General features: G+C 65.1%; 14 protein-coding genes and 1 riboswitch. Of the genes, 7 read left to right on the forward strand and 7 right to left on the reverse strand.

Translation table 11 applies throughout. The features are described from left to right. Positions 1-77: 77 nt before the first annotated feature. The 5 genes from ACVIGB_RS23680 to ACVIGB_RS23700 all read left to right on the forward strand — a co-directional run bounded on the left by ACVIGB_RS23680 (position 78) and on the right by ACVIGB_RS23700 (position 4,788). Positions 78-1,136: a class I SAM-dependent methyltransferase gene (locus tag ACVIGB_RS23680; protein ID WP_456725088.1), complete on the forward strand. Its 1,059-nt coding sequence runs from the start codon at positions 78-80 to the stop codon at positions 1,134-1,136. Next, entirely contained in the window at positions 1,133-1,900 is a 768-nt protein-coding gene (gene pgeF / locus ACVIGB_RS23685; RefSeq protein ID WP_456720821.1) for a peptidoglycan editing factor PgeF, read from the forward strand. Before ACVIGB_RS23680 ends, pgeF begins: the two co-directional genes overlap by 4 nt. 74 nt (positions 1,901-1,974) lie before the next feature. Beyond that, positions 1,975-2,907 carry a MerR family transcriptional regulator gene (locus tag ACVIGB_RS23690; protein ID WP_456720820.1) on the forward strand — a complete coding sequence of 311 codons (933 nt, stop codon included), beginning with the start codon at positions 1,975-1,977 and terminating at the stop codon, positions 2,905-2,907. Positions 2,908-3,047: 140 nt separating this feature from the next. Continuing rightward, positions 3,048-3,656, forward strand: a complete 609-nt coding sequence (locus ACVIGB_RS23695) for a hypothetical protein (RefSeq protein ID WP_456720819.1) — start codon at positions 3,048-3,050, stop codon at positions 3,654-3,656. A 178-nt stretch (positions 3,657-3,834) separates the two neighbouring features. Then, positions 3,835-4,788, forward strand: a complete 954-nt coding sequence (locus ACVIGB_RS23700; RefSeq protein WP_171948021.1) for a ribose-phosphate pyrophosphokinase — start codon at positions 3,835-3,837, stop codon at positions 4,786-4,788. 312 nt (positions 4,789-5,100) lie between these two features. Here ACVIGB_RS23700 and ACVIGB_RS23705 read toward each other — a convergent pair whose 3' ends face one another. Both ACVIGB_RS23705 and ACVIGB_RS23710 read right to left on the reverse strand, forming a co-directional pair. Then, entirely contained in the window at positions 5,101-5,907 is an 807-nt protein-coding gene (locus ACVIGB_RS23705; RefSeq protein WP_456720818.1) for an SDR family NAD(P)-dependent oxidoreductase, read from the reverse strand. A gap of 119 nt (positions 5,908-6,026) precedes the next feature. After that, complete coding sequence (locus tag ACVIGB_RS23710; RefSeq protein ID WP_456720817.1) at positions 6,027-6,593, reverse strand: 6,7-dimethyl-8-ribityllumazine synthase; 567 nt, start codon at positions 6,591-6,593, stop codon at positions 6,027-6,029. Between the two features lie 78 nt (positions 6,594-6,671). Beyond that, a riboswitch (FMN riboswitch) is annotated at positions 6,672-6,826 on the reverse strand. A 444-nt stretch (positions 6,827-7,270) separates the two neighbouring features. Here ACVIGB_RS23710 and ACVIGB_RS23715 point away from each other — a divergent pair. Further along, entirely contained in the window at positions 7,271-7,771 is a 501-nt protein-coding gene (locus tag ACVIGB_RS23715; RefSeq protein WP_016844492.1) for a type III secretion system chaperone family protein, read from the forward strand. 177 nt (positions 7,772-7,948) lie between these two features. After that, positions 7,949-8,779, forward strand: a complete 831-nt coding sequence (proC, locus tag ACVIGB_RS23720) for a pyrroline-5-carboxylate reductase (protein WP_456720816.1) — start codon at positions 7,949-7,951, stop codon at positions 8,777-8,779. 176 nt (positions 8,780-8,955) lie between these two features. On the opposite strand, the gene ACVIGB_RS23725 is transcribed toward proC, so the two are convergent. The 5 genes from ACVIGB_RS23725 to ACVIGB_RS23745 all read right to left on the reverse strand — a co-directional run bounded on the left by ACVIGB_RS23725 (position 8,956) and on the right by ACVIGB_RS23745 (position 13,233). Then, a complete protein-coding gene (locus ACVIGB_RS23725) occupies positions 8,956-9,366 on the reverse strand; it encodes a thioesterase family protein (protein ID WP_456720815.1) in 411 nt (136 codons plus the stop codon). A gap of 170 nt (positions 9,367-9,536) precedes the next feature. Then, on the reverse strand, positions 9,537-9,740 hold the full coding sequence (locus tag ACVIGB_RS23730) for a tautomerase family protein (RefSeq protein WP_044538952.1): 204 nt from the start codon (positions 9,738-9,740) through the stop codon (positions 9,537-9,539). Between the two features lie 110 nt (positions 9,741-9,850). Continuing rightward, positions 9,851-11,365: a histidine--tRNA ligase gene (gene hisS, locus ACVIGB_RS23735; RefSeq protein WP_456720814.1), complete on the reverse strand. Its 1,515-nt coding sequence runs from the start codon at positions 11,363-11,365 to the stop codon at positions 9,851-9,853. A 73-nt stretch (positions 11,366-11,438) separates the two neighbouring features. Next, on the reverse strand, positions 11,439-11,945 hold the full coding sequence (locus ACVIGB_RS23740) for a YegJ family protein (RefSeq protein WP_456720813.1): 507 nt from the start codon (positions 11,943-11,945) through the stop codon (positions 11,439-11,441). A gap of 208 nt (positions 11,946-12,153) precedes the next feature. Next, on the reverse strand, positions 12,154-13,233 hold the full coding sequence (locus ACVIGB_RS23745) for a branched-chain amino acid aminotransferase (protein ID WP_456720812.1): 1,080 nt from the start codon (positions 13,231-13,233) through the stop codon (positions 12,154-12,156). Positions 13,234-13,456 lie beyond the last annotated feature (223 nt).

Here is a 13,456-nt window from a genome sequence, read left to right on the forward strand (position 1 = left end):
GCAATCCAAGGAAGGCCGTGAGCGAACCCTCCCCACTGCTGGATGAGATCAGGAAGCTGATCAAGCTGTCCGGGCCGATGCCGGTCTGGCGCTACATGGAATTGTGCCTGACGCATCCGCGCTACGGCTACTATCTGTCGCGCGATCCGCTCGGCCGCGAGGGCGATTTCACCACGGCGCCCGAGGTCAGCCAGATGTTCGGCGAACTGCTCGGGCTGTGGAGCGCCTCGATCTGGCGCGCGATCGGCTCGCCGGACACGCTCCGCCTGATCGAACTCGGGCCCGGCCGCGGCACCATGATGTCGGATGCGCTGCGCGCGCTGCGCGTGCTGCCGCCGCTCTACCAGTCGCTCAGCATCCACCTCGTCGAGGTCAATCCGGTGCTGCGCGAGAAGCAGCACGCCACGCTGACCGGCGTGCGCAACATCACCTGGCACGACAGTATCGACGACGTGCCGGAGGGACCGGCGGTGATCCTCGCCAACGAATATTTCGACGTGCTGCCGATCCGCCAGATGGTGCGCCGCGAGACCGGCTGGCACGAGCGCACGGTCGGGATGGATGCCAATGGCAACCTGTATTTCGCTCCCGCGCCCGAGCCTGTACCGCACTTCGAGGTGCTGCTGCCGCCGCTGGTGCGCGCCGCCCCGCTCGGCGCGGTGTTCGAATGGCGGCCTGACAGCGAGATCATGAAGCTCGCAACGCGCCTGCGCGACCAGGACGGCGCCGCGCTGATCATCGATTACGGCCATCTGCGCAGCGACGCCGGCGACACCTTGCAGGCGATCGCGCGCCACAGCTTCGCCGACCCGCTGAAGAACCCGGGACAGGCCGACGTGACGGCGCATGTCGATTTTCAGGCCCTGGCGCGGGCCGCCGAGGATGTCGGCGCGCGCGTCCACGGGCCGGCGACGCAGGGCGACTTCCTCAAGCGCCTCGGCGTCGAGGCTCGTGCCGCGGGATTGATGGCAAAAGCCTCACCCGAGGTCTCCGCCGACATTGCCGGCGCGCTGAAGCGCCTGACCGATTCCGGACGCGGCGGGATGGGCTCGATGTTCAAGGTCATGGCCATCTCCGACCCGCACCTCACCTCGATCGCTGGCCTCAGCGATCAGCCTGACGAGACCGAACAATGACATTGGGATCACCGCTGCTGTCGGCCATTCCGGGCCTGCGCCATGCCTTCTTCTCGCGCGAGGGCGGCGTCTCCGAGGGTATCTATGCCGGCCTCAATGGCGGGCTCGGCTCGCACGACGATCCGGCCAAGGTCGCCGAGAACCGGCGGCGGATGGCAGAGCAGCTCGGCGTGCCGCTCGCTCACTTCATCAGCGTGCATCAGGTGCACTCGCCCGACGTCGTGACCGTGACTGGTCCATGGAATGGCGCTGTGCGCCCGAAGGCGGACGCGCTCGTCACGCGCACCGAAGGCCTTGCGATCTCGGTCACGACGGCCGACTGCGGCCCGATCCTGTTCGTCGATCCCCATGCGCGGGTGATCGGCGCGGCGCATGCCGGCTGGAAGGGCGCGCTGACCGGCGTGCTGGAATCGACTATCGATGCGATGGAGAAACTCGGCGCCGAGCGCGGCGGCATCGTCGCCGCCATCGGCCCGCTGATCCGCAAGGAATCCTACGAGGTCGGAAACGAATTCGTCGAACGCTTCATCGGGGCCGATGCGGAGAACGGCATGTTCTTCTTGCCCGCCGAACGCGACGGCCACGCGATGTTCGATCTCCCCGCCTTCATCCGGATGCGGCTGGAAAATGCCGGCGTGCTGATGATCGACGATCTCGGCATCGACACATATTCCGACGAGCGCTGCTTCAGCTACCGCCGCTCTGTGCACCGCAAGGAAGCCGATTACGGCCGGCATGTTCACGCCATCACGCTGGAAGGCTGACGCCGGGCTTCCCTACCGTTTTTGTGCGACAAGCGTCTTGACTCTCCACCTGCTGGAGACCGGACAAGCGGCGCATGACACAACGCACCTACAGCATCGGCGAGGCGGCACGGCTCAGCGGAATCAGTGTCCGCAAGCTCCGCTTCTATTCGGACCAGGGGTTGCTGCCGCCGGCCGGCCGCACCGCGAGCGGTTATCGCGTCTTCACCGACGATGAACTGGTTCGCCTCGACCTGATCCGTTGCCTGCGCGATGCGGGGCTCGGTCTCGACGCGATCAGTGAGGTCCTGAGCAAGGAACTCTCGCTGGTCGAGGCCCTGAAGCTCCGTCTCGAAACGCTGGAAGCGGAGATCGCGGCACAGCGCCGCGTCGCCTCCGCGCTGCGGGCTGCGTTGCGTTCACCGCAACTCACCGAAGCAGATCTGAGGAGATTTCTGTCCATGACGCAGCTATCCCGCGCCGAGCGCCGCAACGTCGTCGAACGTTTTTTCGAGAAAGTGTCCGACGGCATCAACATCGACCGGAAATGGGTCCGGCAGATGATCGAGACGACGGTGCCCGAACTGCCCGACGATCCGACACCCGAGCAATGCGATGCCTGGATCGAACTGTCCGCGATCCTCAACGATCCCGGCTTCATCGCCAACATGAGATCCAACGCCAGCGATGTCTGGGATCGCGACGCTTTCGATCCGGAAGCCCACCGAATTGCCAGCGAAGCCATTCTGCGCGAGGCCACGCTGGCGATCGACAGTGGGCTCGAACCGACGTCGGAGGTCGGCAATACATTGGCACGCCAGTGGCTGGCGACATCGGCGCGCCTGATGGCGCAACAGCCCGACCTCAACTTCCGCAACTGGCTCCGCACCAAATATGCGCAACACGATCCCCGCGCGACCCGCTATTGGGAACTCGTCGCCATCATGCGAGGCCAGTCGCCGGACAGCAGCCCGAACCGGCAATGGGCATGGATCGTCGACGCCATGCGGCATCATCTAGCTGACTGAGTCGGGAATTGGGCCAGGAATTGCGCAACGAGTTGCGCAAGGAATTTGGTCCTCTCCTCAACGCGGCCGACCTGATCGGTTAAGTGCTGTGGCCGTCCTGCCCTAGACGTTAAGCCGTTTTAACGATATCGCAGGACGCAATGAGGGAAGCGTCAAACCACCAGTTTCAAACTGGGACAGTCGTGCGTGCCGCGATCACAGCCACATGGCTGGCGATTGGCTGCGCACTTGGCGGATGCGCGGCCGGCGGCAACGTGGCCGACTCCTACGCAATGGCGACGCCTGCGAGCGGCGGCGCAACCGTCGCGTTCGAATCAATCGACGGTCCGCCGCCCCAGGTCTTCGACCGCATGGTCGGCGTGCTCGACAGCGAATCGAAGCTGCGCAGCCTGTCGATCGTCTCGCGCCAGAGCACCGCCGCCTATCGCGTGCGCAGCTATCTCTCGGCGCAGGTGGTGCGCGGCCGCACCATGATCGCGTGGGTGTGGGATGTCTACGACAGCAACCAGCAACGGGCGCTCCGGCTGTCCGGCGAGGAGCCCGCCGGCAAGGCCGGCCGCGACGCCTGGGCCGCCGCCGACGATCTGGTGCTGCGCAAGATCGCCCAGGCCGGCCTCAGCGGCCTGTCCAGCATGATCAATGGCGGCCCGGCGGATGGCCCGGCACCGGAGCTCCGGGGGCCAGCGATGGTGAGCGCCCCGGCCTCCGCCGCGCCAGAGACCGTGGCACTCAGCTATTCCGCCAACTAATCCCCGGAATCTCCCGGGGAAAGGCGTTTTTTGCCCAGGAAAACGTGGGCCGAAGCGCCTAATGGGTTGCCAGCGGCGGCGCCTCCCTGATATTCCCTCGCGCACCGAAAACCCGCCGGTTCTGTAAGGACTTGAGATGCTGAACGTCGTATCCAGCAAGGCGCGGGGGGAAGCATCGATGTCGGCAAAGAACGGATCAATCAAGCTCGTCGCCGGCAACTCCAATCCTGCGCTGGCGCAGGACATTGCCAAGGGACTTGGCATCGAACTGACCAAGGCCGTGGTCCGGCGCTTCGCCGACATGGAGATCTTCGTCGAGATCCAGGAGAACGTCCGCGGTTCGGACATGTTCATCATTCAGTCGACGTCGTATCCTGCCAACGACAATCTGATGGAGCTTTTGATCATCACCGACGCGCTGCGCCGTTCCTCGGCGCGCCGCATCACCGCGGTGGTGCCCTATTTCGGCTACGCTAGGCAGGATCGCAGGTCCGGCTCGCGTACGCCGATCTCGGCCAAGCTCGTCGCCAACCTGATCTCGCACTCCGGCGTCGACCGCGTCATGACGCTCGACCTGCACGCCGGCCAGATCCAGGGCTTCTTCGACATCCCGACCGACAACCTGTTCGCGGCGCCCCTGATGGTGCGCGATATCCGCGAGAAGTTCGACCTCGCCAAGGTGATGGTGGTGTCGCCCGACGTCGGCGGCGTGGCACGCGCCCGCGGCCTCGCCAAGCGGATCAACACGCCGCTTGCGATCGTCGACAAGCGCCGCGAGCGCCCCGGTGAGTCCGAGGTGATGAACGTGATCGGCGACGTCGCCGGCTACAATTGCATCCTGGTCGACGACATCGTCGACTCCGGCGGCACGCTGGTGAACGCGGCCGAGGCGCTGATCGCGCACGGCGCCAAGGAAGTCTCGGCCTACATCACCCACGGCGTGCTGTCCGGCGGCGCCGCCGCGCGGATTGCCTCGTCGCGGCTGAAGGAACTGGTCATCACCGACTCGATCCTGCCGACCGAAGCCGTCAACAAGGCGCCGAACATCCGCCAGATCTCGATCGCCGGCCTGATTGCCGAAGCGATCGGCCGCACCGCGGCGGAAGAGTCGGTCTCCAGCCTGTTCGATTAAGGCCAATACTCGCTGTCGTCCCTGCGAAAGCAGGGACCCAGAACCACAGGCCGTTGTTGTTGCGAAGGCTGTGGCTCCAGCGTTGTAAATCAATTCACATTCGTGGTTATGGGTCCCGGCTCAAGGCCGGGACGACACCGAATTTGCGGCAAGGCCAATACTCGCTGTCGTCCCTGCGAAAGCAGGGACCCATAACCACAGGCCGTTGTTGTTGCGAAGGCCGTGGCTCCAGCGTTGTAAATCAATTCGCATTCGTGGTTATGGGTCCCGGCTCAAGGCCGGGACGACAGCGAGTTTGTGGTTCGCTCCAACTCAAAACCCAGGCCGCGGCACGTGGCTCATCAGCGTCCGCGCATAGCCGCCATCGACGATGATCTCCTCACCATTGACGTAGGACGCGCGATCGCTCGACAGGAACAGGGTCGCGTCCGCCATGTCCTGCGGCGCGCCGATCCGGCGCATCGGCACCACGGCGGTGCGCCGCTCGGTGACCCCGGGCGTATCGTAGAAGGCCTGGCTCATCGGCGTGACGACGAGGCCCGGGCTGACCACATTGCTGCGGATGCCGTGCGGTCCCCATTCGGCGGCGAGTTGCTGCGAGAGCATCACGACGGCGGCCTTGCTGACGCTGTAGGCGCCGCTCTGCCCCTGCGCATTGCTGGCGGCGATCGAGGCGACGTGGATGAGGCTGCCGCGCCCGGCCTTGCGCATCTGGCGACCGAACGCCTGCGCGCAGATGAAATAGCCGGTGAGATTGATCGCCAGCACCACATTCCATTCGGCGAGCGGCAGCGTGTCGAGCCCGCCAGGGCGCAGCACTGCCGCGGTGTTGACGAGGATGTCGCAAGGGCCAAGCGTGCGCGCGACGGCGTCGGCGGCCGCCGCGACGTTGTCCTCGCTGGTCGTGTCGCAGCTCGCGACGAGATGACCATCGCCGAACTCGCGAAGCTTTGCCTTGGTCTCCGCAAGTCCGCGCTCGTCGCGATCGAGCGCGGCGACCCTGGCGCCGGCGCGCGCGAAACTGACCGCGGTGGCGCGGCCGATCCCGCCGCCTCCGCCGGTGACGACGGCAACGCGGCCCGACAGTCCGAGCCAGTCGGAAGAATGTTGTTCGGTCATGGGCGCCTCCCGCGCGTTCTGATTATGCCGGCAATCATAACCGAACGCGCTGGCTGCGAGCGCGATCCCGGCACGCATGCCGGAATCGCTTTTGCGTCGGGCCTTAAACTATTGACGCGTTAGCCAGGTATCCCTGCCGCGACCTGGCCGCGCAGCCGTTCGAGGCTGAGCAGCGTGTTGGCGCAGGCTTCCGCGACCTCGATCCCCTTGATTGCGAAGTGCTTGCGGAAGAAGTCGTAGTGCACCTCGGTCTCGTGGAATTGCTGCGGCGTCAGCACCGCGGAGAACACCGGCACCTCGGTGCGCAACTGCACATCCATCAGCGCCTTGATCACGGTGTCGGCGACGAATTCGTGGCGGTAGATGCCGCCATCGACAACGAGCCCGGCCGCGACGATCGCGGTATAGCGGCGGGTCTTCGCCAGCAGTTGCGCGTGCAGCGGGATCTCGAACGAGCCCGGCACCTCGAATACGTCGACATTGGTGATGTGGCGGGCCTCGATCTCCTTCAGGAAGGAGATGCGGCACTCTTCCACCACATCGCGATGCCAGGACGACTGCACAAAGGCAACGCGCTGCGGCTTGGCGAAGTGCGGATGCTCCGGCGCCGGCGGACGAGCCGGCGTATCGGGAACACTTTCTGCTTGGGAGGTCTGGACTTCAGCGTCTTGCAACATCTGATTCATGGCTTTCCTCTTTCAGGACCAGAATCAGGGCACACGGACAACGACACAAGCCCACGCGAAAATCGCGCTGGCTGCCGCAACCGTTCTCTTTCATCCGGACTGTAACCGTCGGCTTCGGAATTACACCGAATCTGCTGACCCTTCTCCCGGCTTCGCGGAAGAAGGCGCTCGCGGGCTTGGGCTCATCACCCTTTACCGCCGGTGGGGATTTTCACCCCGCCCTGAGAACATCGGCACGCCCGGGATGGACGTGCCTGAGACGAAATATGACCAAACCGCGACAGCTGGGCAAGCACCTTTGGCATGGGGAAACGGCATGTCCCCATGAGCGCGCTGCGGCCCTTGCAGAGAGATGTGAGCGCCCGAAAGGCTGATTCACGCATCCGGCGAAGCGCCTGCAAATGGTTAATAAATCGTTACGCGAACGCCTAGATTCCGATTTGTTCGCAAAATCACAAGTGTGGCGGAGATCAGCTGTGGACGATGCGCGCTTTGGCTGTGGACGGACTCGGCGTGCGGTTGCGCGGATTCCGCAAATCACATCACTTCATCGGCGTCAGGTCCAGGGGCATCCGGAAGCCCGGTCAAGGAACTGCACTCGGCCACGACGCAGTATGTCGCAAGTGCCGGCTTCCGTGTGCGTATCAAGCGATCATAAGAACAAGGTCCGAGACGGCATGTCCCTCCTCGAAAGCATTATCGATTCCCGGAACAACCCGCTTGCGGTGGTCGAGGATATCGCCACCGACAACAACTGGGCGTTCGAGCGTTCCGGCGAAGACGAGGTGACGATCGTCTCCAAGGGAGACTGGATCGATTATCAGCTCTCCTTCACCTGGATGGGAGAGATCGAGGCGCTGCATCTCGCCTGCGCCTTCGACATGAAGATGCCGCAGGCGCGGCGCGCCGAGGTGCAGCGGCTGGTCGCCGCGATCAACGAACAACTATGGGTCGGCCATTTCGACCTGTGGACCCACACTGGCATGGTGATGCATCGTCAGGCGCTGGTGCTGCCCGGCGGCCTCACCGCCTCCACCGCGCAATGCGAGGCCATGGTGGTCAACGCGATCCATGCCTGCGAGCGCTACTATCCGGCGTTCCAGTTCGTGGTGTGGGCCGGCAAGTCGACCGCCGAGGCGATGGCCGCCGCGATGTTCGATACCGAGGGCGAGGCGTAAGGGTTTCGCTCTAGCGTCCACACGTTCGGTGTCGTCCCTGCGAAAGCAGGGACCCATAGTCCGCGGCCGCGGGGCTCACGCAAACTGCTTGTGGCTGGCGTCACGCTTCACTAGAACCGCCTGTGGTTATGGGTCCCGGCTCAAGGCCGGGACGACACAGAGTTTGTGGAGCGACCCGTGAACACATCCAGCAGCGCATTGACGAATACGACGGGCACCATCGCGCTTGCGGGCGCGGGCAAGATGGGCGGCGCGATGCTGACCGGCTGGCTCGCGCAGGGCCTTTCGCCCAAGCATGTCGCGGTGATCGATCCGCATCTTTCGCCTGAGATCGCCGCGCTTGCCGCGAACGGCGTGCGGCTCAATCCGCAAACGAAGGATCTCGGCACGGTCGACACGCTGGTCGTCGCGGTGAAGCCGCAATCGTTCCGCGAAGCCGGCGCCGCGCTGAAGGCACTCGTCGGTCCGTCGACACTCGTGGTCTCGATCATGGCCGGCACGACAATCTCCGCGCTGGAAGAGGTGGTCGGCGGCGCGGTGGTGCGCGCGATGCCGAATACGCCGGCGGCGATCGGCCGCGGCATCACGGTCGCGGTGCCCTCGAAGCGCGTCACCGCCGCGCAGCGCGCCATGACGGATGCGCTGCTGAAGGCGACCGGGCTGGTCGAATGGATCGGCGATGAAGGCCTGATGGACGCGGTGACCGCGGTCTCCGGCTCAGGGCCGGCCTATGTCTTCCTTCTCGCCGAGGAGCTCGCCCGCGCCGGCGTCGCGGCCGGCCTGCCCGAGCAGCTCGCGACCACGCTGGCGCGCGCGACCGTCGCCGGCTCCGGCGAGTTGCTGCATCGCTCGGATCTGCCGTCGGCGACGCTGCGGCAGAATGTCACCTCGCCCGGCGGCACCACGGCGGCCGCGCTCGAGGTGCTGATGGCGAGCGACGGCATGCAGCCGCTGATGACCCGCGCGATCGCTGCGGCGACGCGACGCTCGAAAGAATTGGCGAAGTAGCCTCTCGCCGACCACAAATCGGTCCGTCAGCCTGAGGTGCAAGCGAAAGCGAGCCTCGAAGGGTGCACGGCCCGCGGCACATCCTTCGAGGCTCGCCCAGCGGCGCAAGTGCGCCGCAAGGCTCGCACCTCAGGATGACGCCGAACAAGTGGATTCGGCCGCACCAACACCTTCGACTACTGCGCTTGGCCCGACGTCCCGGCGAGCCGCTTGTTAAAACTCTCGACATTGATCAAACCGCGGGCGTGGCGGCCTTCGCCGAGCCCGCGCGTACCCTCAAACGCCTCGACCTCGAAGCGGATCACGCGGCGCTCGACCGCGATCACCTTTGCGGTGGTCCGCACGGTGGCGCCGACGAGCGCGGCGGCGAGATGGCGGATATCGACCTCGGTGCCGACGGTGACCCAGCCGGGCTGCAACGCAGCGCGGATGGCATCACCCGACGCCATCTCCATTTCGAGGATCATCATCGGCGTCGCATAGACCATCGGCATGCCGGGCACGAAATGCCCGACCGTGCGCTCCGGCGGCACCACGAGCATGCGTTCGGCCCTCATGCCGATCTTGATGAAGTCGCGTGCGTCCATTAGCGCCTCAAAAAGACTGTCGTCCCGGCCTTGAGCCGGGACCCATAACCACCGACGCTTGTGTTGCGATGGCTGGGGCCCCAGCGGACATACACACAAGCATTGGTGGTTATGGGTCCCTGCTCCAGTGCGCAATTGCGCACAAGGCAGGGACGACGAAGTGAATGTGATTATTTCTTCGCCGCAGCCGCGCGCTCGACGAAGGTCTTGCCACCCTTCATCTTGTGATGCAGCGGCGCTTCGTTGATCTGGATCACGACCGCGTCGGCGTCGACGCCGAGGTTCTTCACCAGCGCCTGGGTGATGTCGCGCATCATGCCGGCCTTCTGTTCATCGGTGCGACCGGCGGCCATGCTGACAGTGATCTCGGGCATCGGAATAACTCCCTTGTTGTTGTTGTGCAAACCGGTCGTCTGCCGGTCTGGCTGGCGCGCCATCTTTTTGAAGATGGATGCGCGGGTCAAGCCCGCGCATGACAAACCAGCTATCTCCAGTTCACGTCGTGCCGCGCGAGCACCTCGCGGACCTTGGCGACCAGATCGGCCTCGGAGCAGGAGAACTGGGCGGGGCGCGTTTCGCGCCATTCCTGATTGGACGCGATCGCAGCCGCCGCCTTGGCGCCTTCGATCAAATCCTTGATCTGCACCTCGCCGCGCGCCTTCTCGTCCGAGCCCTGGATGATCACGCAGGGCGAGTTGCGGCGGTCGGCATATTTGAGCTGGTTGCCCATGTTCTTCGGATTGCCGAGATAGAGCTCGGCGCGGATGCCGGCCTGGCGCAGCTGCGCGACCATCTTCTGGTAGTCGGCGACCCGGTCTCGGTCGAACACGGTGACGACGACGGGGCCGAATTCGGCCTGCGTATCGAGCTGGCCGAGCATCGTGAGCGCGGCCTGCAGCCGCGAGACGCCGATCGAGAAACCGGTGGCCGGCACCGGCTCGCCGCGGAAGCGCGAGACGAGCCCGTCATAGCGGCCGCCGCCACCGACCGAGCCGAACCGCACCGGGCGGCCCTTCTCGTCCTTGGTATCGAGCAGCAGCTCAACCTCGTAGACCGGGCCGGTGTAATATTCGAGGCCGCGAACAACAGTGGGATCGATGCGGATGCGATCCGCGCCATAGCCGGACGCCGCGACCAGTTTCGCGATCTCTTCGAGCTCGCTCACACCGGCCTGACCAACTTCACTCTTTGCAAGGTAGGTCTCGGCCGCCGCGATGGCGTCTTTCCAATCGTCGCGCTTCTGCGTGACGGCCAGCACGATATCGGCATCCGCCGGGCTCAGCTCGGCGCCCTTGGTAAAGTCGCCCTTGCCCTCTTCGCCGCCATCCCATCGCCCGGGACCAAGCAGCTTGCGAACCTCGTCGGCAGGAAACTTGTCGAGCTTGTCGATCGCGCGCAACACCGTGAGCCTGCGCCCTGCATTGTCGTCGCCGCCGAGACCGATCGCCTCGAGCACGCCGTCGAGCACCTTGCGGTTGTTCACCTTCACGACATAGGAGCCGCGCGGAATCCCCAGCGCCTCCATCGTGTCGGCCGCCATCATGCAAATCTCGGCGTCGGCCGCCGGCGTCGCCGAGCCGACCGTGTCGGCGTCGAACTGCATGAACTGGCGGAAGCGGCCCGGACCGGGCTTCTCGTTGCGGAAGACATAACCGAACCGATACGACCGATAAGGCTTCGGCAGCGCGTCGAAGTTTTCCGCGACATAGCGCGCGAGCGGCGCGGTCAGGTCGTAGCGCAGCGAGATCCACTGCTCGTCATCGTCCTGGAACGAGAACACGCCCTCGTTGGGACGGTCCTGGTCGGGCAGGAATTTTCCGAGCGCGTCGGTATATTCCATCGCCGGCGTCTCCACCGGCTCGAAGCCGTAGAGCTCGTAGACGGCGCGGATCTTCTCGACCATCGCCCGCGTGGCATTGATCGCGGCCGGGCCGCGATCTTCCAGCCCGCGCGGCAGGCGCGCCTTCAGTTTCTGGGGTTTTTTGGGTTTCTCGGCCATTGGCGGCGTTTACCAGCGGACGCGCAAGGCGGCAACCCGGCTCTGCGCGTTCGCCGCGGCCGAACACCGGTCCTCAGGGCTGCTCCATCCGCGCGCGTAGTGCGTCGGCGTCGGCCTTCGGCATCGATTTCAGCAGCGGCTTGATGGTCTCGCCGCCGACGATCTTGCCGTTGCGCATGAACATCCAGTCGGAGATGTCAGCCTGCTTGAACTCCGCAAGGTCGCCGGCCCGCTTGCCCGGCAGGTCGCGCGGCTGGTTGGCGAACCGGCCGGAATAGCCGCCGCTCGGCAGCTTCTTCACCTCGCGCATCCAGATGTGCTCGCCCTCGTTGCGATGGGTCGGAAAGCGGACCTTGAGCGAGTGCTGGGTCTCCGACGGCTTGGGCGCCTCATAGGAGGCCCAGAACGCCGGAAGCGTCTCGCGCGCATGGCTGATCGCGGCGTTCATCTCCGGGTCAGCCGTACGGACATCGATAACAGGCGAGTGGTCCTCGGCGCGCACCGTGTTGGTTCCGGCGAGCGCGAACGCAGCCGCGATCAGCACGGCACAGGTCAGACGTGTTACGGGAGTTTTGGTCATGTCATCACGCAAATGGGGATTGATTGAAGCGGGAGGCGAGACTTGGTCGCGCGCTCGCGCCAGGCCGTTCATGCGATGACGGCGGACAACACGGAAAAATGACGGCCGAGGCGAAGCGTCGGCTTGCCAATGTTCCAAAGCGAGAGCGCCTCTCCCTTGCATAGGAAGAGGCGCCAAATCGAAGCAGATCAGCGGTGGAACCGCTGTGTCAGGCGACGTTCCTGATCCAGTTGTGCGGGTCGTTGGTGCGACCGTACTGGATGTCGACCAGTTTCTTGCGCAGGCCCATCGCGACCGGGCCGGCGACGCCGCCGCTGATCTGGAAGTCGCCGCTCGCCGAGCACACCTTGCCGATCGGCGAGATGACGGCCGCGGTGCCGCAGGCGAAGGCTTCCTTCAGCTTGCCGCTGGCGGCGTCGGCACGCCACTGCTGGATCGTGTAGGGCTCCTCGCGCACGCGCGTGCCGGTATCCTTGGCAAGAGCGATGATCGAGTCGCGGGTGATGCCGGGCAGGATGGTGCCGAGCGGCGGCGTCGAGAGCGAGCCGTCGTCGAAGGCGAAGAAGATGTTCATGCCGCCGAGCTCCTCGATGTAGCGACGCTCGACCGCGTCGAGGAACACGACCTGATCGCAGCCGCGCTCGATCGCTTCCGCCTGCGCGCGCAGGCTTGCGGCATAGTTGCCGCCGCACTTGACGGCGCCGGTGCCGCCGATCGCGGCGCGCGTATAGTTTTCCGACACCCAGATCGACACCGGCGCGGGACCGCCCTTGAAATAGGAGCCGACCGGCGATGCGATAACCGAGAAGATGTATTCCGCCGACGGCTTCACGCCGAGGAAGACCTCGCTCGCGATCATGAATGGCCGCAGATAGAGACTGCCCTCGCCGCCCGGGATCCAGGCGCGATCGATCCGCACCAGTTGCTCGACCGCCTCGATGAAGACGTCCTCGGGCAGCGGCGCCATCGCCATGCGTTCGGCCGAATCGTGGAAGCGCCGGGCATTGGCGTCGGGACGGAACAGGTTCACACCGCCATCGTCGCGCCGGTAGGCCTTGAGACCTTCGAAAATCTCCTGGGCGTAGTGCAGCACCGCGCCGGCCGGATCGAGCGGAAAATTCGCGCGTGCCTCGACGCGGGCGCTGTGCCAGCCCTTGCCCTGACTGTAGCGGACGATCGCCATATGGTCGGTAAAGACGCGGCCGAAGCCCGGGTCCACGAGCTTCGCTGCACGATCCTTGTCGGATGTGGCGTTCGGCGAAGGCTGGATGTCGAATTTCAAAGTCATTTTTTCTTGCTTTCCGCTGTCGGAACCGGCGCCATACCGGGCGACGGCCTGTTTCCCCCGGAGCCATCAGGCTCGGCTGGTGCGAACTTCACCACCGCCGGCAACCCGGCCGGTTTCCATCGCCAACATGCCGGTTAGACATGCTTTTGCGGAGTGCTGAAGTCCAGTATGTTTGCCGAAATGCCGCTCGACAATCGCACGGTAGTCCAATTTGCGGCCCAAA

It is taken from the genome of Bradyrhizobium sp. USDA 4341 (assembly GCF_054063755.1).